Source organism: Polaribacter litorisediminis, from assembly GCF_019968605.1.
In the GTDB taxonomy this organism is placed as follows: domain Bacteria; phylum Bacteroidota; class Bacteroidia; order Flavobacteriales; family Flavobacteriaceae; genus Polaribacter; species Polaribacter litorisediminis.
The window spans coordinates 1,682,588-1,706,857 of sequence record NZ_CP082966.1 but is presented as its reverse complement, the minus strand read 5'-3'; the positions used below and the strand labels follow the sequence as shown (position 1 = coordinate 1,706,857).

The window sequence follows — 24,270 nt, the reverse complement described above, 5'->3', positions numbered from 1 at the left end:
ATATAAAACCAAAAATTAAATAATTTACTAAAAACCTATAACATTTAACGTTATAGGTTTTCTGTTTTTAGATAGTTCTTTATATCTTTCCCTTAAAATAAAAGTATTGCAATTAACTGTAATTTTATACATCTTTCTAGCGCTGATATTGAGTTTATCAGTAGCCTATTTTCAGTATTATTTTAAGGTTAAAAATAGAATTGGTGCAACACCTATTTTATTTGTTTTAAAAGGATTAAGCCTTTTTCTGTTGCTTCTTTTGTGGATAAACCCAACCATAAAAAAGACAGAAATAATCAATATAAAACCAGTTTTGTCTGTTTTGGTAGATAATTCTAAATCGACTTCTTATTTTAAGGAAGATAAAAATGTGATCGATATTATCAAAAGAATCGAAGAAAATAGTGAGTTAAAAAATAAGTTTGAGATTCAGAAATTTACTTTCGGAAATTCTTTACAAGCCTTCGATAGTTTGTCTTTTTCAGATAAGCAAACGAATATATCAGAAGCTATTATTGGTATTAAAAATCTACAAAAAAATAGAATTTCACCCATTGTGCTAATATCTGATGGTAACCAGACAATCGGTTCAGATTATGAGTTTATCAATTTAGAATCAGCGATGTACCCTTTAGTAATTGGTGATACTGCAACATATATAGATATTAAAATAACACAGCTAAATGTGAATAAATACAGTTATTTAAAAAATAAATTTCCTGTAGAAGTTCTTCTAAATTATGAAGGTGATAAAAATGTTACGACTCAATTTTCAATTATAAGCAACGGAAAAACTTTATTTAGAAAAAACGTGTCTTTTTCATCCTCTAAAAAATCGGCAACGATAGTCGCAAATTTAACGTCCTTAAAACAAGGTTTGCAGTATTATACGGCTTCGATCTCAAAAATTGAGAACGAAAAAAATATAAAAAATAATACAAAAAACTTCTCTGTAGAAGTTATTGATGAACAAACCAAAGTACTTCTTTTAACATCCATGGTGCATCCAGATATTGGTGCTTTTAAAAAATCAATTGAAAGCAACAAACAGCGTTCTGTGGAGGTTTTTAAGATTGATACCTTTAAAAATCAATTAAATGACTATCAATTGGTAATTTTATATCAACCTAATAATAAATTTCAGAAAATTATTTCGCAATTAAAACAATCTAATCGTAATTATTTAGTGGTTTCTGGTGCACAAACAGATTGGACTTTTTTAAATCAAAAAGAACTAGGTTTTCAAAAAAATGCCATCAATCAAACGGAAAATTATGGTGCAATTTATAACGATTCATTTTTAACTTTCTTGCAAGAAGATATTGGTTTTAATAATTATCCGCCTTTAAAAGATAAGTTTGGAGAGGTTTTTATGACGAAAGAACATCAAACTTTGGTGTATCAAAGCAGCAACGGAATTGAAACACAGCAACCTTTATTGGCAACTTTTGATGTAAACAATCAAAAATCTGCTATTCTATTGGGAGAAGGAATCTGGAAATGGAGAGCTACCAGTTTTTTAAATTCGAATTCTTTTGAAGATTTTGATAAATTCATAGGAAATTTAGTACAGTATTTAGCTTCTAATAAAAAGAGAGATCGGCTGGTTGTCAATGCAGAAACTTTGTATCCTGCAAATGCTACCATCACTATTTCTGCATTTTATACGGATAAAAATTATCAATTTGATGCGAGAGCTTCTTTAGAAATTGCTTTGACAAATATAGAAACGAAAGAGGTTACGAGTCTTCCTTTTTCTCTCGTAAATAAATCGTATCAAACAGCAATAGAGAACCTTATTTCTGGTGATTATACTTATAAAGTTTCAGTTTTAGGACAGAAAATCAATAGATACGGTCGTTTTAAAATTACGGAATATGATATTGAAGAGCAGTTTACAAACGCAAATGTAAATAAGTTGCAGAAGTTAGCAGACAAAACAGGAGGGAGGTTGTTTTTTAAAAATCAAGAGAATGAACTTATCGAAGAACTGCTAGAAAATAAATCGTATTATACGGTTCAGAAATCAGCAACAACACAAAAAAACTTAATGGATTGGCAATGGATTGTTTTTGTTATTCTTGGTTTATTGACAGCCGAGTGGTTTGTTAGAAAGTATTTTGGAAAAATTTAAGAAACATATAATTCAAGTCAATTGTAATTGATGTTTATAAGTTGTAAATTTGATGAAATTTAAAACAAATAAAATGGCAAATAATCAAATGGAATTAAAGTTTCCAAAAGGTGGGGTTTTTCTTATTATACTTGCTGTGGCAGCGATTATTCTTTTTTCAAAGTCTACAGTTACTATAGGACCAGGTGAAGGAGGAGTACTTTTTGAAACTTTAGGAGATGGTATTAATACAGAAAAAACGTACGGAGAAGGTTTTCAAATTGTAGCACCTTGGAATAGAATGATTGTACTAAAAGTACGTCAGCAATCAATATCTGATGAAATGAATGTGCTTTCTGTTAACGGGCTAGAAGTGAAGGTAAATGGTACAATTTGGTATGAACCAGAGTTTGAAAATTTGGGTTCTTTAGTAAAAACTAAAGGTGAAGATTATGAACGCGAATTGTTAGATCCGGCAATAAACGCAGCGGCCAGAAGTGTTGTGGGTCGTTACACACCAGAGCAATTATATTCAAGTAAAAGAGATGTAATTGAGCAAGAAATTTTAGATGAAGTACAGTTGGTTTTAAAAGATCAGTTTTTATCAGTAAAAAGAGTTTTGGTAGAGGATGTAAAATTACCAAGTACTATAAGAATCGCTATTGAAACAAAATTAAAACAAGAACAAGAATCTCTAGAATACGAATTTAGACTTACAAAAGCAAAAAAAGAGGCAGAAAGACAAAAAATTGATGCAGAAGGAAAAGCAATTGCAAACAAAATTTTAAGTGCTTCTTTAACGGACAAAATCTTACAAGAAAAAGGAATTGGTGCAACATTAGAGTTGGCGAAGTCTCCGAATAGTAAAGTAGTTGTTATTGGTTCTGGTAAAGACGGTTTACCAATTATATTAGGAAATCAGTAAGAAATAATAACTTTTATAAAATTAAAATCCAGCTTTTTAGCTGGATTTTTTTTGAGTTGTAAATACCCATATTATTAAATTTTTAAACGGATTTTATTTTCAATAGAAAACTTAAAGTTCTCATGTATAAACCATAATGAAAAAGGGTGGTATTATAATCGTTTTTCAATCCAAGATTTAAAACTATAAAAATTTTGTGGAGCCACTCCATGGCCTACCGGATATTCAGAATACACATTTTGTAAACCTAAATTATTTAAAAAAGGTGCACTTTTCCTAGCCCAGTCTACAGGTAAAACTTGATCTACAGCACCGTGCGAGCAATAATATGCCGTTTCTATGTTTTTAGAAATTTCGTTTGGTAATAATTCCGTGTTTATATAGCCACTTAAAGCAATAACGTAATTTACTTTGTTAGGGTAAAAGAAGCTTAACGAATAACTTAAAATAGCACCTTGACTAAAACCTAATAAAAATGTTTTACTTGTATTGGTGTTAAATTTTATTTTTATTTCATCTATAAAAGAGGCAATTTTATCAACAGATTCTTTGGCTTGCTTTAAATCAGAAAATTTTCCCTGAATATCATCAAAATTAATAGCGTACCAAGCATAGGCACCATAACCCATTTCGTATGGAGCTTGCAAACTAATAATAAGCAACTCTTTTGGTAATTCTTCGGCAAAAGAAAATAAATCTTTTTCATTACTTCCATAACCGTGCAGTAATATTAGCAGAGGCGGATTGGCTACTTCTTTTAAGGGTTTTCTTACGATATACTTTAAATTATTATTCATAGTAAATAAATTCTTATTTTAAATATTTTTAAACCATTCTTGAAACTTCTCACCAAAAACAGGAACTAATTTTTCTTCCTCTTGCAAGGCACCCAAAATTGCATAGATAAAAAGTCCTAAAATTAAAATTCTAAAACCCCAACCAACATTATATGCAATATATTCATAAACAATCCATTTATTTGCAAAGTATAAAAGATGCAGGCCAATACTTTGTCTAATATGAAAGCTTGTAAAATAATTCTCTTTATTTTTATTTAAAAAAAAGGAAACAGCAAGACCTATAATGGTAAAATAACTAACAATTGCCATGGTCTTTCCTTCCTTAGCGGTGAAGTTTTCCATACTATTAAGCGTTTAAAATAAGTTGATGATTTGCAAAAATACCATACACGACACCCTTTAATTTTTTATCGATAAAAGCGCTGTTTTTAGAAGTGGATAAAATATGTTTTTTGGTAAAAATTATTTCTTCTGTTGGATTGAACAAAGTAAGATCGGCAATATTTCCTTCTTTTATAGTGTGATTTTTAATTCCGAAAATAGCTTTTGGTTTTACAGTTAAACAGTCGATGAAATCCGCTACATGTAAAACAGTATTGAGAGCGCTAAAAGCACTTTCTAAACCAATAATGCCATCTTTTGCTTCGCTAAATTCTACTTTTTTATGTTCTATATCTATAGGATCGTGGTCTGAAGTAATGATATCGATAACACCATTTTTAACACCTTTTTGGAGCGCTTTTATGTCTTCTTTTGTTCTTAAAGGTGGGTTTGTTTTAAAATTACTATCAAATCCATGCAGTTCATCATCGGTTAAAACCAAGTGATGCACGGCAACGCTACAGGTTACTTGCAATCCGTTTTTCTTCGCATCCTTAATTAAATCGACAGATTTTGAAGTTGAAATTGTGGGAATGTGCAATTTGCCTCCTGTATATTCTAATAAAAATAAATCTCTTGCTATTTGAATATGCTCCGCTAAAGCTGGGATTCCTTTAAGTCCTAATTTTGTACTGTTCACATTTTCGTTGGCAATGCCTTCACCAGCAATTGCATTATTTTTGGGAAAACTTAAAACCAAACCATCAAAGTTTTGTGCATATAAAAGTGCCACCTTCATTAGGTTATCATTTTTAATAGGTTTTTTGTAATCTCCAAAAGCAATGGCGCCAGCTTGTTGCATATCGTACAATTCAGCCATATTTACACCTTCACTTTTTTGAGTTAAAGCAGCGATAGGATATAAATTGGTGGCACTATTGGTAGCTTGATTGATTAAAAAAGCAACATCAGATTTAGAATCAATCACAGGATCTGTGTTGGCATTTACTGCAATAGCTGTAAACCCGCTTTTTGAAGCAACTTGTAACCCATTTTTTATGGTTTCTCGCTCTTCAAAACCAGGTTCACCTAAAGAAACACTTGTGTCAAACCAACCGCAAGAGACGTGTAAATTATCTATATTGACAATAGTATCTTGCGCTTTTTCAAGAATAAAATCTTCAATCTTTTCAATTTTTCCATCACGAATTAAAATATCCTTTTTTTGAAGGTGATAAGGACTTGTGGCATCTATAATCGTTGCATTTTTAAGAAGGGTACTCATGGTTTATAGAATTTTAAAATCAAAATTTCTAAAAGCAAAGATACAATTGCCAAGGTTAAAAACCATTTCCAAAGCCACTGAACTTCATTTTTTTCGTTTAAATCGGTAAAAAAATCTTCAATAGAAGCATAAAAATTACTAGACCCATTTACTTCCCTTAAGCCATTTATGTCTAAAAAAGAAAGCATACTTTCTTCTTTAGGATTGTTAAAAGCAATAGTTTGTAAGGTGTCTTTTTTTCTTATAATATGATAAAATCCAGCCTTAGAGGGGTTCTTTTTTGTAGAGATAGTTACCTTATTTTGAAACGTTTGTTGTGGCGGAATAAAAGATGATTTTGAGTTTACAATGGATAAAATTTCATCTTTATTCATATCAGTTTCAACATCAATTGTGTTTATTTCATCTAAATAATAGTACAATTTGGAATGCTGAAAACTTAATTTTCCAAAATTGTAAAAAACAGGCACTATTAAAGGCGAATTTAAGAAGTTACTATTCTCTTTTGATAAGGAACTCGATATCCAAAAAATATTGCCGTTAGACTCTTTAATTTGACTTATAAAGGATGAATTATTTTCAAAGGAGATAATTGTACTCTTGTTTTTAGAAAGAATAGGGTAGTAGCTCTTGATCATCGGGTATTGAAAATTAGTTACTTTTTTAGAAAACACATTTTTAAATAAAGGATGTTCAAAATTGATAGTTGTAATTTTTAAGGTGTCTACAATTTTAGATTCAATTTTTGCATCGGCAATTTTATTTAGAAATAAATTATAAGATTTAAGTTCTAATTTTGTATTCGGAATGAGTACAATAGTTCCTCCTCCTTCAGAAAAATTAATCAGACTTTTATATATATTTTCTGGTATTTCTTCTAACTCATTTAAGATGATAATTTGTTGTTTTGCTATGGCATTATAATTAACATTTTGTAAGGATGATTGTGTGAGATTAAATTCTTCTTTAGTGTAAATTTTCGATAAGAATTTAGCTGCTTTTCCGATGCTTAAAACGTTTATTTTTTTAGCCGAATTTAAACTGAAATAAAAGACATTATCAAAAGCAAAAGTATCGCTATAAGTTAGGTTTATTTTTCCAAAGAATTTTGTTTGATTCTGAAACGTAAATGAAACAATTTTTTGGGTATTCTTATCAATAGAGAAGGACTGTCTGCTAATTAGTTTTTCATCATTAAAAATAGCAATGGGGATATTGGTTTTAGCCGGACCTTGATTTTTTACAAGAATGTTTACGGTTAACTTTGATGTATTTGTATTGTTGATAAAAACACTGTCTATAGAAAGATTATTTTTTTTACTAGCCGTTAGTTTTATTCCTGAAATTGCGGGTGTTACATTTGTAAACTCGTCTGTGTAAGTATTCTGAAAATCAGATATTAATATATGTTTATATAAAGTATTTGTTTTATTTTTTGTTAACGTGTTTATTTTCAATAAAACTGTCTTTATATCGATTTTTTTAGAACTATTTTTAACGTTTAGTAGCTTGTTTTTAAGTTCATCATACGTAATTTCTGCATCAAAATCAGAATTCGTTAGTAAGGAATAGTTATCTTTTTTAGAAGCATTTTCAATAATTTCTTGTGCAGCTATTTGTAGTAAATTTCCTTTTTCTCCTTCGGTATTTGTACTTAAAGAAGTATCTAAATAGATAAAAGTATGTTGATTCGTTTCTGTCTTTTTATCACTAAAATAAGGTTGCGAAAAAGTAAGAAGTATCGCTAAAAATAATAAGAGTCTTGTGGCTAAAATTAACCATTTTTTTATGCGCGAACTTTTACGAGTTTGTTGCACTAGTTTTTGTAAAAAAGCAACATTTGTAAATGGTATTTTTAAAAATTTTTGTAGCTGAAAAAGGTGTACTAAAATAGGGATAATTAGCAAGGCTAAAAAGTATAAAACTTCTGGGTTTTTAAACTGCATTTATTTAGTATTTGGCAGAGCTGTTTTTAGACAAGCTGTTGCTTATAAATGTTCTTAAATCGTTGTTCGCTTTTTCTAAATCTTCAGCTCGTAAATACATCATATGTCCGCTTCTGTATCCTTTAAAAAAGAAACGATCTTTCATTTTACCGCTAGGATCTGTTTTCCACATGGTATATTTTGCGCTAAAATAAGTGGTTGCACCATCATAATAACCCGATTGCACGAGCACCTTTAAATAGGGGTTTTGAGCCATTGCTTGTCGCAAACCTTCTCGTACATTGTTGTTGGTGTTATCCCAAGGAGAAACAGACCCGAAAAGATTGTATTTTACATCGGTTTTAAAGTTTAACTCTTCTCTAATATAATAATTGATGGCTGGGGTAAAAGAATGCAACCAAGAAGTTAACTCCGAATTATAATCAGGTTGTATACCTATTTCACGTTTGTCTAATCCTAAATATCTAGAATCTAATCTACCAATAGTTTGTCCGTTTTTGTCTCTTAAAAGTTCTTTCCAGAAGAAACTTGGTGCAACTTCCAAATTATTTTGAAGAATCACTTTTTTACTTAAACCAGCATAATAGGCTACTTTTTCGGCAACGCTATTTTTTTCATCCTCTGAAATAAATCCGCCTTTGGCAATCGCGGGCAACAAATTATTGATGGCATACTTTTCTGATTCAGGTAAAATTTCTAATAAATCTTTACTTTGCAGTGCTTCGGGTAGCATTTTGTGATACCATGCTGCAGCTGTAAAATAGGGGAGGTTTAAGGAATAATCTACAGAGCTTTCTGTTCTTAAAACTTTATAGTCTGCAGGCGAAACCATAATAACACCATTTAAATACATCCACTGGCTATTTTGTAATTCTGCCGCTAAACCCATAACACGGGTTCCGCCATAGCTTTCTCCTATAATATATTTTGGAGATTTCCAGCGGTTATTTCGGGTGATAAAGGTATTTAACCAACCTGCCAAATACTTAACATCTGCGTTAATTCCGAAGAATTTTGATTTGTCAAGCTTTTTACCTTTCGCGACTACAGGTCTTGAGTATCCTGTATTTACTGGATTTATATAAACAATATCCGCTACATCTAAAATAGAATTTGGATTGTCTTTTACGCCATAAGGCTGTATAGGAAACCCTTCTTTATCTATTTTTAGAACTTTAGGGCCAGTATAGGCAATATGCATCCAGACAGAAGCTGATCCTGGACCACCGTTAAAAGACATGACAATAGGTCTTTGTTCATCGTTTTTAATATCAGTTCTTTTGTAATAGGTATAATATAAGGAGGCAATAATTTCACCCGTCTCATTCCAAACTGGTTGCATACCGGTCGTTGCTTTATAGGGTACAGTTTTTCCTTTAATGACAACAGAATTTGTAGTGATAACTGTGGTGTCTAATGGGATTCTATGGTCTTGAGCAATATTTAGTTGATGATATAAGATTGCTATGATAAAAAGTGTTTTTTTCATTACTTTAAGTTTTAGAAGACCAATTTATTACAAATAATATAATTATTGGGCTGTTGTTTATTTCTATTTAAAACTTTTCGAAAACCCTCAATTTAAAAAGAGCAAAACTCTAATTACAGCATTGCTTTTATCTAGATTTCTCAAATTTTATAGTATTCCACACGTGTTTTTTTAATCGTTTTTGATTTCTTAACAATATCTTCAACTTACACGCAATATTGCCAAAAAGTGCATTTAACGGGCAAGAAAAATTTAAAGCACTGTGTATTTTTTAGATTCCAAAATCTACAACGGCTTAGTTATCTAATTTATTACAAAAAATAACTATTAATATGATGTTTATTTCTGTTTAAAAATTTTCGAAAACTCCCAATCCAAAAAGAGCAAAATCATATTTTACAGGATCGTTTTTATCTAGTTTTCTTAAGTTTGTATCTAATTCGGCTAGTGCTTTCCAATCGTTTTGTTTTCTTAACAATAACTTTAATTTACGAGCAACATTGCCCGAATGTACATCTAAAGGACAAGATAAATTTGAAGCACAGTGTGTTTTCCAGATTCCAAAATCTACACCAGCATTGTCATTTCTTACCATCCAACGTAAAAACATATTAATGCGTTTTGCAGCAGAATTTTTTAAGGGATCCGACACATGTTTTTGAGTTCTTTGTTGATGATGAACCTCAAAAAAATACTTTTTAAATTGATGAATGGCAGTTTGATATGTTTTAGTGTTGTCTTTTATGACAAAAGCCTTTTCTAATCCATGATGCTGCTGATAAATATGTTGTAAAGATTTTATAAATTGTTTAAAGTCAATGGCGTTAAACGTTCTATGCACAAAACTATCCAATGTTTTTAAGTCTTGCTCTTGATGATTTAAAATAAAATCGTGCGGAGAATTGTCTAGCAATTCCATCATTTTATAGGAATTTTTAATAATCATCGTTCTGTTTCCCCAAGAAATGGTGGCTGTTAAAAAAGCTGCAATTTCTATATCTTCTTTTTTAGAAAACAAATGCGGAATTTGAATCGGATCAGATTCTATAAATTTAGGGTTGTTGTATAAAATTACTTTTTGGTCTAAAAATTCTTTAATTTCTCCTTTTTTCATTTTAAAATAAATCAGCAGAAAAAGTAAGCAACATTAAAGTTCCGTTATAACAGGCATGTAAACCCATGCTCCAGCCCAAACCAAAACGAACTCTTATAAAGCCAAAAATACCTCCTAAAATTGTTTGAGGAGCCACTAAAATTGGCGTTAATATTAAAACATTTTGTGTAATATTAAAATTACTAATATGTATGAATCCGAAAATAATTGCAAAAACATAAAATACAATTTTAAAAGTTTTAGGATCTTTAAATAAGGTTAAAGGTGCTCTAAAGATTAGTTCTTCAAAAATAGGAGCTATGATTACAGCAAAAAGAAAAATTACGGGTTTAGAAAACATTTTCATCATATCTTCCATGGCATGTTCTTCCATATTTACCAAGCCCAAAGCTTCGATAATTGAAAATATTGGAGTGAATGCCATTCCCAATAACAGGCAAATTAACAGTATAAATCCAAATTTTTTAATTCGATAAATAAAATCTGTATTCGAATCTTTCTCTAAAATAGGATTTTTAAGATAACTAATCAGTTCAAAAAAAGTTTTTTTCATGTTTTTTGTTTGCAAGGCGTTTTAACCCCTTGTTAAAAAGAGAATATTGTTACAATATTTAAATAATTTTTCCGTCTTTCATAGTTAACTTTCTGTCTGCCATATTTGCCAAAAGTTCGTTATGTGTTACTAAAACAAAGGTTTGTCCGAATTCATCTCGTAATTTAAAAAAGAGTTCGTGTAAATTTTTTGCAGAAGCACTGTCTAAATTCCCGCTAGGTTCATCTGCTAAAATAACTGCAGGATTATTAATTAAAGCCCTAGCAACAGCTACTCTTTGTTGTTCTCCGCCAGAAAGTTCATTGGGTTTATGATTCATTCTATGGGACAACCCTAAAAATTCTAATAATTCTTTGGCTTTGGCTTCTGCCTCTTTTTTTGATTTTTTTGCGATAAAAGCAGGAATACATACATTTTCTAAGGCTGTAAATTCTGGTAATAATTGGTGGAATTGAAAAATAAAACCGATATGGTTATTTCTAAACTCAGAAAGTTGTTTGTCAGAAAGATTTTTTAAAGAAATATTGTTGATTAATAACTCAAAATCTTCTTCTTTGTTCGGTTTGTCTAAGGTACCCAAAATTTGCAATAGTGTTGTTTTTCCGGCGCCGGAAGGCCCAACAATAGCAATAATTTCACCTTTTTTAATATGTAAGTCAAGACCTTTTAAAACTTCAACATCACCATAATATTTATGGATATTTTTGGTTACAATCATATTTTATATATCGAAATACGAAAGTATGAAAAATCGGATATACTTAAGAAGCATATCCGATTTATTAACATTGGAGGAATGATTTAAAAATGTTGTTCAAATTATTATCATGAATAAAATGAAATTTTTAATAAAATTTATTTGATATATAGTAGAAAGGACCAATATAAAGACATGCCTGTTGCAGAAATGTAACATCTATAAATGTTAATAAATTCTTAAAATTATTTCAGTTGATTAAAATAGGATTAAAAGCGCTCTAACTATCTTAGGGAAATGCTCGGTAATGAGCTGTTTTTTAACCCGTAATAATTTTATGAAAAAACTTATAAACTTCTTCTTTGAATTTGTATTTTTGTTTCCGTTTAAAACACGATACAGATGAATTTACACGAATATCAAGGAAAAGAAATTTTAAATAGTTTTGGCGTTAGAATTCAAAGAGGAATTGTAGCCAGTAACCATAAAGAAGCTGTTGATGCTGCAAAACAGTTAACCGCAGAAACCGGAACTGGTTGGCACGTTATCAAAGCGCAAGTGCATGCTGGTGGACGTGGAAAAGGTGGAGGAGTTAAATTAGCCAAAAACTTAAAAGAGGTGGAAAGCATTGCCAATGAAATTATTGGAATGATGTTGATTACTCCGCAAACTTCTGCAGAAGGTAAAAAAGTGAATCAGGTTTTAATTTGCGAAGATGTATATTATCCTGGAGACGAAGAACCAGATGAATATTACATGTCTGTATTGTTAAATAGAGCAACGGGTAAAAATATGATTATGTATTCTACTGAAGGTGGAATGGATATTGAAACGGTGGCTGAAAAAACACCGCATTTAATTTTTACAGAAGAAATAGATCCTTTAATTGGGATGATGCCTTTTCAAGCTCGTAAAATAGCTTTTAATTTAGGATTGTCTGGTGTGGCTTTTAAAGAAATGACCAAATTTGTGATGAATTTATACAAAGCTTATATTGGTTCTGATTCTTCAATGTTTGAAATTAATCCTGTTTTAAAAACATCTGACTCTAAAATAATGGCGGTAGATGCCAAAGTTTCTTTAGATGAAAATGCATTGTATAGACATAGAGATTATGCTGCAATGCGCGATTTACGTGAAGAAAACCCAATTGAAGTGGAAGCAAAAGCTGCTGGTTTAAATTATGTAGATTTAGATGGTAATGTAGGTTGTATGGTGAACGGAGCCGGATTAGCGATGGGAACGATGGATTTAATTAAAGAATCTGGTGGAGAGCCTGCTAACTTTTTAGATGTTGGTGGTACTGCAGATGCACAAAGGGTGGAAACTGCTTTTGGTATCATCTTAAAAGATGAAAACGTAAAAGCAATTTTAGTCAATATTTTTGGAGGAATCGTTCGCTGTGATAGAGTTGCTCAAGGAGTTGTAGACGCTTATAAAAATATGGGAGACAAAATTAATGTTCCAATTATATGCAGATTACAAGGAACAAACGCTAAAGAAGCAAAAGAGTTAATTGATAATTCTGGAATGGAAATTATTTCAGCTACAGAATTTCAAGAAGCTGCAGATAAAGTAAAAGAAGTTTTAGAAGCATCATAGTTTTAAAGTTTAAATATATTTAGTTTTAAAGCCTCACTAAAGTTGAACTTATTTCATCTTTTGTGAGGTTTTCTAATTTTTAAAAGTCACTTTATTTTTGCAATTGTATATTTGTTAAAATTTTTTGTATGAATACTAGTAAAAAATCATTAAAAATTAATTTAGAAAAAAAAATCCCAAATACGGATAAAAAGGTTGTTTTAAGTGTCTTTAAAAATCAAGAGCAAACGCCCTTAAGTAATACCTTAACTAAAAAACAAGAACAGCAGCAACAGTAACAGTAACAGTAACATTAACAGTAACATTAACAGTAAGTTACATCCATTTAATTTTAAAATAGGGTAGTATGATTTAAATTATTTTTGCTGAATTGAACTAAAAATAAAGGACATAGCCTTCGTTACAGTAATTTTCTTGATAACAAGTAAGCGAAAAGCAACAATTTATTACGGCGGTATTTGATGAAATGTATAGAATGTCTGTCTTTAAATTCCTCCAATTTATAAATGCCCATTCTTAGCATTATTTTAGACTTTTTACTTTCTATTTTTTGAACCAATAAGGTGTGGTTCATGGAATTTTATATGGATTTTATCATTTCTTTTTTCGATAAGAAGAATACACCAGAAGAACATATTTGTAAATCGCTGATGCTTTTTTTTTAGCCCTAATATTCTCTTTTTATTGTTTAAAATTACCGCAAAAGAAAACGATAATTTTTTCGGTATAAGAAGGTGAAAAATAGATTACAGCTTTCGTGACGTTTGTTTTCATTGATATGAAAGGGTACGAACTCATCAATATATAGAGATTTAATTTTGCATCATTTTTTTGGTATTCGTTATTTCTTAAAATTGTGTTAAACAAAAAAAAACTTGTAACGAATCAATTTAATATACGTCTTATAAGAAACAAAAACAATCAATAATGAAGTCAAAAGACACCAATAACGAAGAGAAAAAAAATAATAATTCTGGAGAGATTTTTCAATCAAAGAGAAGTACTTGGAATTCTAGAAGAAGATATAATTACAAATATATTACCACCGTATTTTAATATTATTTAGTTAGTTTTAATAGTTGATTAGAGTCAAAAGCATATTTGTTTTTGGCTCTTTTCAATTATAAAAAAGTCATTAAAGCTCTTTTTTGGAACATCCCGTTGGAAAATTAGTATAGCGCAAAGAATTTATAATAAAAACTAGTTTTTTTCAGGAATTCTATTGCGTTCAATTTTTCCTTTTTTCATAGCCTTATAGTTTTCGTAACAATCTAATACCGCTTCAATCATTTGTAAATCAGATGCTTTTTTTATAAAATACTCAGAGTAACTACAATCTGATAATAGTTCCGTTAATTCTTGTCTATCCATTTGTAGATATTCCATCATTACTTCTCTATCAAATTTACCCGCTAACATTTTACGCAAATTATCTTCTTTTTTAAGCTTTTGTAATTTTTTTAGTTGCTTTGGTTTTTTTCCGAATAAATTATATAAAAAATCTACGGGCTGAAACAACGCAGCAATAGGAGAGGAGAAATCATTTTTGTTAGGCTTACCAACTTCGTAAGTTTGCGGCAAACCGTTGATATGAATTCTCGTAAATCGGTCTTTAGGAACTTGTTTGATATCAATCTCTAATACACCAATTAAATTGGTAGATTTTATAATCACTTCTCTTATTTCTTCAGGTTTTTCAAAGAGTGCAATTTCTAGCTCATTTCCGCTTTTTAATAAATCGTTTGTGATTTTTAGTTTGATAGATGAAAACCCTAAATAAGAGACTAAAATAGTATCATTTACTTTTGTCGGTAGCTCAAAAAAACCTTTTTCATTGGTTATTGTTCCTTCCACCGTATTTAGGTTTAAAACATGAGCGGCGCTTAATGCAGTATTATTTTCTGCATGAATAATTTGACCTTTTAAAATTGTAGTACGAATACTATCTTTTTGAGAAAATGCACTTAAACTTAAAAATAAGCACAGAATGAATAGAGCTCTTTGCATATAAACAAATTTAGGTATAAAACTTTTTAGAAAGGTTAATAATTTGTGAAGAAGTAGAAAAAAAATCTAAAGTGAACTCTCCTCGAGGCAGAGCCATAAAGGTAACTGCTTACCTGCAGGTTTCGCTTGTTGCATTTTGACATAAAAAAGTCAAAAACCAAAATTCTATTATTTAGATTTCCGTTTTCACGGGAATGACAATTTCAACGGAAACCCTGACGCAGAGCATCGAGGAATTCTTTTCGATTAAAATGCCTATCATCCTATTAGATTCGTGCTTTAAATAATTTACTGCCTTTACCCTTACAAATTTAGCTTTTTGGGGTTACTGTGCAAAATAAATATTGCAATAACGCTTTCAAACAGAAATTCGGGAAAGGCTATGGAACTATGAGTAATCTGTTACTACAAAACACATGATAGCTATTTAGTGCAATAATTTTAAAAAACTATTGCAATATAAATTAAAAATTTACCACCAAATTCAATGGGGCAGTTTCCTTATTTTGATTTGAATACAAATAGGGTAGTTTATTTAGGAAATAAACTGCCGTTTAAAAGTTAAGAGACACCCTTTTGTTTTATTTAAGCAAAATTTAAACCTTTAGATATTCATTTTAAGAGGTTTATAGTATATATGGTTGGCTATTCTTTTTTTACACTCCTTAAACAATCTGTATCTCTGTGTTCACATAATTAGAGATATCCTAAAAAGATTGCTTTATTTTATTAAATTAGTTTTTTTATGAAGCAATTTTCTTAAATTGGAGGCACATTCATTTGCTATGAAATTCAACGAAGATTCTAGAGTAAAAATACCTTCTATTCTCCATTTAATCCAACTAGGATATGAATACCTGTCTTTAAAAGAACAACATTGGGATACTAGCACTAATATTTTTAAGGATATTTTTTACACACAAGTCAAAAAAATAAACACAAACCTTTCTCAAAAAGAAGCTGAAAAATTTTATACAGAAATTTCGCTCACCTTAGAAAACGAAGATTTAGGAAGAGCTTTTTATAAGAAACTGATTGATCAATCTGGAATTAAACTCATCGATTTTAAGAATTTTGAAAACAATTCTTTTCACATAGTTACAGAACTACCTTATGAAAAAGACGAGGATAATTTTAGACCCGATATTATCCTCTTAATAAACGGTATGCCATTAATTTTTATTGAAGTTAAAAAACCAAACAACAGAGATGGAATTTTAGCAGAACATAAAAGAATGCAACGACGTTTTCAGAATAAGAAATTCAGAAAGTTTATCAACTTAACACAGTTAATGGTATTCTCTAACAATATGCCATATAGTGATAATGATACTCAAATGCTAGAAGGTGCTTTTTATAGCACAACAAATTACAGAAAACCAATATTCAATTATTTTAGAGAAGAAGAACAGTTTGATTTAAATAAAATTCTATCTCCAGTATCCCAAGAAATAGAAAACTTTGTACTGCAAGACAACAATCTTATCAGTATTAAAAATTCAAAAGAATTTGCCTCCAATAAAAATCCAAATACACCCACAAATTCCATAAGTACTTCGCTATTCCAGAAAGAACGTTTGCAATTTATCTTACAATATGCTTTTGCCTATGTAGAAGAAGAAAATGGTTTGGAAAAACATGTAATGCGTTACCCCCAAATTTTTGCAACAAAAGCCATTGAGAATAAGTTAGAAAACGGAATTAAAAAAGGGATCATTTGGCACACACAAGGTTCAGGTAAAACTGCCTTGGCGTATTTTAATGTAAAACATTTAACAGATTACTATCAGCAAAAAAATATCATTCCTAAATTTTATTTTATTGTTGATAGAATTGATTTGTTGAATCAAGCTGCAAAAGAATTTACTTCTCGTGGATTAACTGTGCATAAAATTAGTAGTAGAGAAGCTTTTACAAGAGATATTAAATCGACCAACGTAATTCATAACAATTCAGGTAAAGCAGAAATTACGGCTGTTAATATTCAGAAGTTTAAAGACGATCCTGATGTGATTAAAAACAACGATTACAATTTAAATGTTCAGCGTATTTTCTTTTTAGATGAAGTGCATAGAAGTTACAATCCGAAAGGAAGTTTTTTAGCAAATTTAGAATTAGCAGACAAACATTCTATTAAAATAGGATTGACAGGAACGCCACTTTTAGGCAAAGAGTACAATTCTAAAACCTTATTTGGCGATTATATTCATAAATATTACTATAATTTATCCATTAAAGATGGATATACCTTACGCTTAATTCGTGAAGAAATAGAAACCAAATACAAACTAACACTTCAAGAAACTTTAGAGCAAATTAAAGTATTGCAAGGGGATGCAGATAAAAAGAAAATCTATGCACACCATAAATTTGTAGAACCGATGCTTAATTATATCATTCAGGATTTGGAAAAAGCAAGAATTTCTATGGATGATGCTACTATTGGCGGAATGGTCGTTTGTGATTCTTCGGATCAAGCTAAAATGATGCAAGAAATCTTTCATAAAAAATATGTCATCAAACCAGAAACCTACTTTCAACAAGCAGCAGAAGATCCAGAAAAATATGGAAAACAGCGTTTAGAGAAAAGTAAAGTAAATAAGGCTACTGTAATTTTGCACGATGTTGGCACCAAACAAGATCGTAAAGATTGGGTGTCTGATTTTAAAGCAGGCAACATCGATTTACTTTTTGTGTACAATATGCTACTCACTGGTTTCGACGCCAAAAGATTGAAGAAATTATACATTGGTCGTAAAATAAAATCGCACAATTTATTGCAGACCTTAACCCGAGTTAACAGAACGTATAAAAATCATACATATGGTTTTGTGGTCGATTTTGCTGATATTCAAAAAGAGTTCGATAAAACAAATCAAGATTATTTTAACGAGTTGCAAAGTGAGTTGGGCGATGAAATGCAACATTATTCGAACCTGTTTAAATCATCCGAAGAAATAGAAAAAGAGATCGAAGAAATAAAAGATGTTATTTTTAAGTTTGATACCAATAATGCAGAAGTATTTAATCAGCAAATAACAGAAATTAATGATCGTACAGAAATTAGAGAAATTGCCAAGGTTTTAAACAACGCTAAAGAACTCTATAATTTAATCCGTTTGTCTGGTAATTTTGAATTGTTAGAAAAACTAGATTTTAGAAAATTAGCGGTTTTATCAAGAATAACGAATGATCGTTTGGCACTCATCAACAAAAAAATAGCACTAGAAAACAACCTCGAAACCAACAATATTTTAAATACGGCTTTAGAAGATATCATTTTTGCCTTTACGAAAATAAAAGAGGAAGAAATGGTTTTGGCAGACGAGTTAAAAGATATACTAGGTAAAACTCGTGAAATGTTGGGTGGTAATTTCGATCAAAAAGACCCTGAATTTATTTCTCTACGAGAGGAGTTAGAACGCTTGTTTAAGAAGAAAAATTTAAGTGAAGTTTCTAAAGAAGAAATGGAAGCCAACATCAAAGAATTAAATAAAATTTATGATGCCGCAAAAAAGTTAGAAAGAGAAAATCAACTTTTAAAAGCGAAATACGATTATGATGCAAAGTATGCACGTATTCATAAACGCTTATTAGAAAAAGATCCGTTAACCGATAGCGAGCGTAAATTGTTTGAAGCCTTAAAAGGATTAAAGTCAGATGTTGACAATGAGATTCTACAAAACGCTAAAATTTTAGAAAATGAAAGTTATGTAGAAAAAATGATGATGCGTTTGGTGATCAATCAATTTAAAAATAAACAAAACATCAACATCAATGCAACCGATGTAAAACGCATTAATAATATTCTAGTAAAAGAATATATCAACGAATATAATGGCTATGTTGCTTAAAGGAAAAGAAAAAAGATTGTAAAAAAGGCGCTCGCTGATAAATGGTATAAAATGAATGAAATAATTATATACGAATCTAGTACCAATCAAATTGAAGTAAGTATTCAATCTGAAAAGGAAACTGTTTGGCTTACTCAAGAGCAGTTATCTGTTTTATTTGAAAGAGACAGAACAGTTATTGGTAGGCATATTCGTAATATTTTTAAAGAAGAAGAACTAGATGAAAAAGTGGTATGTGCAAAATTTGCACACACCACTCAACATGGAGCTATACAGGGAAAAGTTCAATCAAAAGAAGTAAAATACTACAACCTAGACGTTATTATATCTGTTGGATACAGAGTAAAATCACAACAAGCCACAAAATTTAGAATATGGGCAAACAGTATTTTAAAAGATTACTTAGTACAAGGTTATGCCATTAATCAAAAACGATTAGATCAAAAAGAGCAAGAAGTAAAAGTCTTAAAAAGTGGTATTCAGATTTTAAGTAGAGCTATTGAGGAAAAAACGGAAGACAATCAATGGCTTACAGTTTTTGCCAAGGGTTTAAGTTTGTTAGATGATTATGATCACGAACAATTAGATGCAAAAGGGTTCACTACTAAAGAAGCAAATTACCCTAGTTTAATTGAGTATCAAGAATTAATTAACCAAATGCTTACCGAATTTGATTCGGATGTTTTTGGAAAAGAAAAAGATAAAAGTTTTGAAAGTTCTGTTGCTCAAATAGGAAAAGGTTTTGGAGAAGACGATTTTTATCCATCCATAGAAGAAAAAGCAACCATGCTTTTATATTTTGTAGTAAAAAATCATTCGTTTGTAGATGGAAACAAACGGATTGCAGCAGCTTGTTTTTTAAAGTTTTTACAACAAAATAAGCTGCTTTTTAATAGCGATAACCAACCCATAATTAGCAACGATACTTTAGCGAGTTTAACGCTTTTTATAGCTTCTAGTAAGCCAGAAGAAATGAAAACCGTTACTCGTTTAGTGATTAGCGTGTTAAACAGAAATAGAATCAATTAAAAAAAGTAAGTACATAAATAGCATGACAAAAACAGCACAATTTGAAACCAAAACCAAAGCATTAATAGACGATTTAAAAAGCGTTTGTGCCAATTATGGTTTAGGCAATGATGGAAATGAATTTAAAATTATCACCCAAGTATTTTTATATAAATTCTTGAATGATAAATATGTATATGAACTTAAAAAAATAGAACCCAAATTAGCCGAAGCAGAAAATATAGATGATGCGCTTAAAGAATTTTCTGATGATGAGTTAGAACTATTAAGTATGCAAATTAGCGAAAACACGGCTTTAATTGCGCCTAAAAATTTACTATCACGTTTGTTTGAGCAACAAAACAAAGACAAATTTGCAGATATTTTTGATGAAACCTTATTAGATGTTGCCAGAGCAAATAATAATATTTTCTCAGTGTTAACACAAGGTGGAGAACGTATAGTATTGTTCGAGAATATTAGTAAATACGTAACAGACAACAGAGATGCTTTTTGCAAAGCCTTGGTCAATAAATTAGTGAGCTTTAGTTTTGAGCAAATTTTTGAAGAGAAGTTCGATTTTTTCGCTACTATTTTCGAGTATTTAATTAAAGATTACAACACCAATGCTGGCGGAAAATATGCAGAGTATTTTACACCTCATGCAGTTGCAAAAATTATGGCAGCTTGTTTGGTAACAGACAAAAATGTAAATAATGCCACCTGTTATGATCCAAGTGCAGGTTCTGGAACCTTGTTAATGAATATTGCACATGCCATTGGCGAAGAAAAATGTACCATTTACTCGCAAGATATTTCTCAAAAGTCCTCTGCCTTGTTGCGTTTGAATTTAATTTTAAACAACCTCGTACATTCTATCCAAAATATTATTCAAGGGAATACCATTTTAAGTCCGTATCATAAACAAGAAAACGGACAGTTAGAAACCTTTGATTATATTGTTTCGAATCCGCCCTTTAAATTAGACTTTTCTGATTACAGCGCAGATTTAGATAACAAAGCCAACAAAGACCGCTTTTTTGCAGGAATCCCAAACATTCCGAAAAGCAAGAAAGACTCTATGGCAATTTATTTGTTGTTTATACAGCACATTATGCACACCCTAAAACCCGCAACTGGTAAAGCAGCCATTGTGGTACCTACAGGTTTTATAACTGCTCAAAGTGGAATTGATAAAAAAATACGCCAAAAATTAGTAGAAAGTAAAATGTTAGCAGGCGTGGTTTCTATGCCTTCTAATATTTTTGCAACTACGGGCACCAATGTAAGTATTTTGTTTTTAGACAAAGCAAATACCAAAGATGTGGTGTTGGTGGATGCTTCTAATTTAGGCACCAAAGTGAAAGACGGTAAAAACCAAAAAACGGTTTTAAGTGATGCCGAAGAACAACAAATCATTGATGTTTTTAATACCAAAGAAGCAAAAGAAGATTTTTCGGTAGTGGTTTCTTATGAGGATATTAAAGTTAAAAATTACAGTTTAAGTGCAGGACAATATTTTGAAGTAAAAATTGAATATATAGACATTTCTGCGGAGGATTTTGCTGCTAAAATGAAAACCTTTGAAAACAATTTAGAAAGTTTATTTTCTGAATCTAAAAGTTTGGAAAAGGAAATTCAGAATAATTTAAAGAGTTTGAAGTATGAATAGTGCTAATTTAGAAAGTGTTTCAAAAGTTATAACAAAAGGTACAACACCAACTACTGTTGGAGGCAAATTTACATCAAAAGGAGTGAATTTTGTAAAATCTGATAGTGTTGGTCAGTTTAAACATTTAGATAATAGTTTATTTCAATTTATTGATGAAAAAACAGATGAAAAACTTAAAAGATCTAGATTAAAAGAAAATGACTTACTATTTTCAATTGCTGGTGCATATCTCGGAAAACTAAGTATTGTTAGAAAAAAAGATTTACCCGCAAACACAAATCAAGCAGTTGGTATTGTAAGAATAGATAAGGCAAAAGCTGATGTTCACTATTTATATTATTTTTTCTCCCAAAATAATATAAATCGATATATAAATAATCTTTCTTCACAATCTTCACAACCTAATTTAAACTTAGGATTATTGGGAGATTTAAAGTTTAGCAGCAGGTCACTATCAACCCAAAAACAAATCGCCAAAGTTCTTTCAGATTTAGATACTAAAATAGAAATCAACAATAAGATAAACCAAGAATTAGAAGCGATGGCAAAAACGCTCTATGATTATTGGTTTGTACAGTTCGATTTTCCTGATAAAAATGGCAAACCCTATAAGTCTTCTGGTGGTGAAATGGTTTTTAATGAAGAATTGAAGCGTGAGATTCCTGAGGGTTGGGAGGTAAAGAAATTATCTTCTTTTTGTAAAATTGTAGATTGTTTGCATTCAAAAAAATCAGATTATTTATTTGAAAATAGAGAATATTATTTACTACAATTAGAAAACATAAAACAAGATGGGTTAATAGATTTGTCAAAGAAATATTTTGTTTCAAAGGAAGAATATAAACGATGGACAACTAGAATTGAAGTAAAAGAAAATGATCTCGTAATTACAAATGCAGGTAGAGTTGCAGGTTTGGCTCAAATCCCAAAAGGAGTTAAAGCTGGTATTGGAAGAAATATTACCGCAATTAGACCAGAAACAATTAACCCTACATTTTTATATTACACTTTTCAAGGAGCAGAAATGCAAAGGCAAATTAAGTTGAACACGGATACAGGCTCGTTTTTTAAGAGTTTAAACGTAAGAGGAATTAAAGAACTTTTATTAGTAAAACCTCCAAAAGACTTGGAAGATAAGTTTGAAGAAATTTCGTCAAATCATAGAAATAAAAGAGAATTAAATTCAAGACAAAACCAAAAACTATCAGAATTAAGAGATTGGTTGTTGCCTATGTTAATGAATGGGCAGGTTAGTGTTGGTTATGCAGAGCAAGAAGTTGAGAGTTTGGGTTTGGTTGCTGAGAATGATCTTAACTATGAAAAAGAAGAATAAATACGGTTTAACAGCTTTAAAAAGTGTTCAAAATTATAGGGATTCCTATTCAATAATAGAAATATGGTCAAGATCTGCAAAAGAAGTTTTTTACACCAAAAGTTCACAAGAAAAAGGCTGTCCAAAAGGTACTTTTTTAGGTTTGTGTGAAGAGGGTTTGGTAAAAGGTATTCCTAGAGGAAAGTATACAAGGTCAGAAAAAAATAAAAACTATGCTTTAAAAGCAGTTTCAATTTTAAAAAATAATCCAAATAGGGTATACAGCCCAAAAGAACTTTGGGACAAATTAGAACTTGGTAATAAAAGGTCTAATTCTACCATTGACGTTGTTATTAAATTATTGTTTTTCAGTTATTTAGAGATCTGTTAAAGTTACTTGTATTTTTACAATTATTTTGCAATTCAGTTTATTTAAAACCAATTTACGTCATCTTCTACACTTGTAAAAATTTTTTTCTTGGGTCTCGAACTGACAAAGAATATGATCATTCTTAATAAACCGATTGTCACTTCGAGTGAAATTTCTTCCAATTCGAGTGATTTATTCGATTAAAATAAGAATAAATTATATCGAGAATATAAATTTTGTATCGAGAAGCTTTTAATTTCTATTTACTTCTTTACTTCTAAAATGTTCTCGATACAATTTCAATGAGTTCTCGATACAATTCCGATGAAAAATCGGAATCACTACCATTGACGTTTTTATTAAATAATTGTTTTTCAATGATTTAAAGGTCGGTTAAAGTTACATATATTTTTACGATTATTTTGCAATTCAGTATATTTAAAACCAATTTACGTCATCTTCTACGCTTGTAAAATTTTTTTTTCTTGGGTCTCAAATGGACGTTATTTTGGCACTTTGGGAGAATGGATTGATTGTTAAATAAAAAGAGAAAAAAGTTTGTACTTATGATTAAATACAAGGAATATGAAAAAGAAGTTTATAATTGGCTCAATAATAAAAATAAACAAGATGCAAATTTCAACTTTTCCCCCGCTGACGCGGATTTGTAATCCGTGTCCATCCCAATGATGAAATTCCAATCTATTTTTACAATCCTTTTTTTAATTTTTTCATTTACAGCTTTCCTGTGCCGATACACCTCAGTCTTTTGTGGTATTCCGCGCGCCAGCCGAATAGTTGGTTTTTTGTCATAATACTTGTAGCCAAAGCTCTAATGGTACATTGCTTATTTTATGTAAACCTAGTTATTTTTAAAAATTAGAACAATAAAAAAGCAAATAGCCATTGGCAGCGGACTACGTACTTTAATTCAGTTTTTTCAAAAAAAAAACCACATCGTTGAGAGGTGGTAAATTGCTATGAAAAAGAAAGAATAAATATTTTTTTTGGTGAATCTATGTTTACAATTAGTGTTGTCCGATTAAAATTAGCTAAAGTGTTTTAAAGTATTGATAGTATTGATTTTCAAGAGCTTTTAAAGTAGTATAACTTGCTTTTAAAACCGCTTTAGAATTTATGATGTATCGAAAAATTTAAAATCGTAATAATATTGTTTTTCAGTTAGTTACATTCAAGTCTTT

19 protein-coding genes are annotated in these 24,270 nt (G+C 30.2%); 10 read left to right on the top strand and 9 right to left on the bottom strand.

All coding sequences use genetic code 11. The features are described 5' to 3' along the window. Window positions 1–106: 106 nt before the first annotated feature. Together K8354_RS07355 and K8354_RS07350 are read left to right on the top strand one after the other, a co-directional pair. Window positions 107–2,134 carry a VWA domain-containing protein gene (locus K8354_RS07355; protein ID WP_223446833.1) on the top strand — a complete coding sequence of 676 codons (2,028 nt, stop codon included), beginning with the start codon at window positions 107–109 and terminating at the stop codon, window positions 2,132–2,134. 73 nt (window positions 2,135–2,207) lie between these two features. Then, a complete protein-coding gene (locus tag K8354_RS07350; RefSeq protein ID WP_223446831.1) occupies window positions 2,208–3,038 on the top strand; it encodes a prohibitin family protein in 831 nt (276 codons plus the stop codon). A 152-nt stretch (window positions 3,039–3,190) separates the two neighbouring features. Here the strand turns inward: K8354_RS07350 and K8354_RS07345 are convergent, their stop codons facing one another. From K8354_RS07345 to K8354_RS07310, 8 genes are all read right to left on the bottom strand, one after another. Beyond that, complete coding sequence (locus K8354_RS07345) at window positions 3,191–3,835, bottom strand: alpha/beta hydrolase (RefSeq protein WP_223446829.1); 645 nt, start codon at window positions 3,833–3,835, stop codon at window positions 3,191–3,193. Window positions 3,836–3,853: 18 nt separating this feature from the next. After that, entirely contained in the window at window positions 3,854–4,180 is a 327-nt protein-coding gene (locus tag K8354_RS07340; protein ID WP_223446827.1) for a hypothetical protein, read from the bottom strand. A 4-nt stretch (window positions 4,181–4,184) separates the two neighbouring features. Next, window positions 4,185–5,444 (bottom strand): dihydroorotase, encoded by a 1,260-nt coding sequence (locus K8354_RS07335; RefSeq protein ID WP_223446825.1) that lies wholly within the window; start codon window positions 5,442–5,444, stop codon window positions 4,185–4,187. Beyond that, a complete protein-coding gene (locus K8354_RS07330; protein WP_223446823.1) occupies window positions 5,441–7,390 on the bottom strand; it encodes a BatA domain-containing protein in 1,950 nt (649 codons plus the stop codon). The genes K8354_RS07335 and K8354_RS07330 overlap by 4 nt, the downstream gene beginning before the upstream one ends. 4 nt (window positions 7,391–7,394) lie before the next feature. Continuing rightward, window positions 7,395–8,879, bottom strand: coding sequence for a S10 family peptidase (locus K8354_RS07325; RefSeq protein ID WP_223446821.1), 1,485 nt, complete (start codon window positions 8,877–8,879; stop codon window positions 7,395–7,397). Window positions 8,880–9,228: 349 nt separating this feature from the next. After that, entirely contained in the window at window positions 9,229–9,993 is a 765-nt protein-coding gene (locus K8354_RS07320) for a TIGR02757 family protein (RefSeq protein WP_223446819.1), read from the bottom strand. 1 nt (window position 9,994) lies between these two features. Further along, on the bottom strand, window positions 9,995–10,546 hold the full coding sequence (locus K8354_RS07315) for a CPBP family intramembrane glutamic endopeptidase (protein ID WP_223446817.1): 552 nt from the start codon (window positions 10,544–10,546) through the stop codon (window positions 9,995–9,997). A gap of 58 nt (window positions 10,547–10,604) precedes the next feature. Then, on the bottom strand, window positions 10,605–11,264 hold the full coding sequence (locus K8354_RS07310) for an ABC transporter ATP-binding protein (RefSeq protein WP_223446815.1): 660 nt from the start codon (window positions 11,262–11,264) through the stop codon (window positions 10,605–10,607). 381 nt (window positions 11,265–11,645) lie between these two features. On the opposite strand from K8354_RS07310, the gene sucC reads away from it, so the two are divergent. The 3 genes from sucC (at window position 11,646) to K8354_RS18675 (ending at window position 13,901) form a co-directional block, all read left to right on the top strand. Next, on the top strand, window positions 11,646–12,845 hold the full coding sequence (gene sucC, locus K8354_RS07305; protein ID WP_223446813.1) for an ADP-forming succinate--CoA ligase subunit beta: 1,200 nt from the start codon (window positions 11,646–11,648) through the stop codon (window positions 12,843–12,845). Window positions 12,846–12,973: 128 nt separating this feature from the next. Next, window positions 12,974–13,123: a hypothetical protein gene (locus K8354_RS07300; RefSeq protein ID WP_223446811.1), complete on the top strand. Its 150-nt coding sequence runs from the start codon at window positions 12,974–12,976 to the stop codon at window positions 13,121–13,123. Between the two features lie 649 nt (window positions 13,124–13,772). Then, on the top strand, window positions 13,773–13,901 hold the full coding sequence (locus K8354_RS18675) for a hypothetical protein (protein WP_302850527.1): 129 nt from the start codon (window positions 13,773–13,775) through the stop codon (window positions 13,899–13,901). Window positions 13,902–14,045: 144 nt separating this feature from the next. Here K8354_RS18675 and K8354_RS07295 read toward each other — a convergent pair whose 3' ends face one another. Next, window positions 14,046–14,852 carry a carboxypeptidase-like regulatory domain-containing protein gene (locus K8354_RS07295; RefSeq protein WP_223446809.1) on the bottom strand — a complete coding sequence of 269 codons (807 nt, stop codon included), beginning with the start codon at window positions 14,850–14,852 and terminating at the stop codon, window positions 14,046–14,048. A 785-nt stretch (window positions 14,853–15,637) separates the two neighbouring features. Here K8354_RS07295 and K8354_RS07290 point away from each other — a divergent pair. From K8354_RS07290 to K8354_RS07270, 5 genes are read left to right on the top strand one after another with little or no spacing between them, the layout of a single operon-like run. Then, window positions 15,638–18,706, top strand: a complete 3,069-nt coding sequence (locus tag K8354_RS07290) for a type I restriction endonuclease subunit R (protein ID WP_223446807.1) — start codon at window positions 15,638–15,640, stop codon at window positions 18,704–18,706. A gap of 51 nt (window positions 18,707–18,757) precedes the next feature. After that, window positions 18,758–19,735 (top strand): virulence RhuM family protein/type II toxin-antitoxin system death-on-curing family toxin, encoded by a 978-nt coding sequence (locus K8354_RS07285; RefSeq protein WP_223446804.1) that lies wholly within the window; start codon window positions 18,758–18,760, stop codon window positions 19,733–19,735. A 22-nt stretch (window positions 19,736–19,757) separates the two neighbouring features. After that, window positions 19,758–21,386, top strand: coding sequence for an HsdM family class I SAM-dependent methyltransferase (locus K8354_RS07280; RefSeq protein WP_223446802.1), 1,629 nt, complete (start codon window positions 19,758–19,760; stop codon window positions 21,384–21,386). Next, on the top strand, window positions 21,379–22,719 hold the full coding sequence (locus K8354_RS07275; RefSeq protein WP_223446800.1) for a restriction endonuclease subunit S: 1,341 nt from the start codon (window positions 21,379–21,381) through the stop codon (window positions 22,717–22,719). The genes K8354_RS07280 and K8354_RS07275 overlap by 8 nt, the downstream gene beginning before the upstream one ends. Next, on the top strand, window positions 22,703–23,089 hold the full coding sequence (locus K8354_RS07270; RefSeq protein ID WP_223446798.1) for a DUF6979 family protein: 387 nt from the start codon (window positions 22,703–22,705) through the stop codon (window positions 23,087–23,089). Before K8354_RS07275 ends, K8354_RS07270 begins: the two co-directional genes overlap by 17 nt. Window positions 23,090–24,270: the final 1,181 nt, after the last annotated feature.

Excerpts from the sequence above, each read along its gene's own strand:
- K8354_RS07350 (WP_223446831.1), top strand. The coding sequence starts at position 2,208 with ATGGCAAATAATCAAATGGAATTAAAGTTTCCAAAAGGTGGGGTTTTT.
- K8354_RS07345 (WP_223446829.1), bottom strand. The coding sequence starts at position 3,835 with ATGAATAATAATTTAAAGTATATCGTAAGAAAACCCTTAAAAGAAGTA.
- K8354_RS07340 (WP_223446827.1), bottom strand. The coding sequence starts at position 4,180 with ATGGAAAACTTCACCGCTAAGGAAGGAAAGACCATGGCAATTGTTAGT.
- K8354_RS07335 (WP_223446825.1), bottom strand. The coding sequence starts at position 5,444 with ATGAGTACCCTTCTTAAAAATGCAACGATTATAGATGCCACAAGTCCT.
- K8354_RS07330 (WP_223446823.1), bottom strand. The coding sequence starts at position 7,390 with ATGCAGTTTAAAAACCCAGAAGTTTTATACTTTTTAGCCTTGCTAATT.
- K8354_RS07325 (WP_223446821.1), bottom strand. The coding sequence starts at position 8,879 with ATGAAAAAAACACTTTTTATCATAGCAATCTTATATCATCAACTAAAT.
- K8354_RS07320 (WP_223446819.1), bottom strand. The coding sequence starts at position 9,993 with ATGAAAAAAGGAGAAATTAAAGAATTTTTAGACCAAAAAGTAATTTTA.
- K8354_RS07315 (WP_223446817.1), bottom strand. The coding sequence starts at position 10,546 with ATGAAAAAAACTTTTTTTGAACTGATTAGTTATCTTAAAAATCCTATT.
- K8354_RS07310 (WP_223446815.1), bottom strand. The coding sequence starts at position 11,264 with ATGATTGTAACCAAAAATATCCATAAATATTATGGTGATGTTGAAGTT.
- sucC (WP_223446813.1), top strand. The coding sequence starts at position 11,646 with ATGAATTTACACGAATATCAAGGAAAAGAAATTTTAAATAGTTTTGGC.
- K8354_RS07300 (WP_223446811.1), top strand. The coding sequence starts at position 12,974 with ATGAATACTAGTAAAAAATCATTAAAAATTAATTTAGAAAAAAAAATC.
- K8354_RS18675 (WP_302850527.1), top strand. The coding sequence starts at position 13,773 with ATGAAGTCAAAAGACACCAATAACGAAGAGAAAAAAAATAATAATTCT.
- K8354_RS07295 (WP_223446809.1), bottom strand. The coding sequence starts at position 14,852 with ATGCAAAGAGCTCTATTCATTCTGTGCTTATTTTTAAGTTTAAGTGCA.
- K8354_RS07290 (WP_223446807.1), top strand. The coding sequence starts at position 15,638 with ATGAAATTCAACGAAGATTCTAGAGTAAAAATACCTTCTATTCTCCAT.
- K8354_RS07285 (WP_223446804.1), top strand. The coding sequence starts at position 18,758 with ATGAATGAAATAATTATATACGAATCTAGTACCAATCAAATTGAAGTA.
- K8354_RS07280 (WP_223446802.1), top strand. The coding sequence starts at position 19,758 with ATGACAAAAACAGCACAATTTGAAACCAAAACCAAAGCATTAATAGAC.
- K8354_RS07275 (WP_223446800.1), top strand. The coding sequence starts at position 21,379 with ATGAATAGTGCTAATTTAGAAAGTGTTTCAAAAGTTATAACAAAAGGT.
- K8354_RS07270 (WP_223446798.1), top strand. The coding sequence starts at position 22,703 with ATGAAAAAGAAGAATAAATACGGTTTAACAGCTTTAAAAAGTGTTCAA.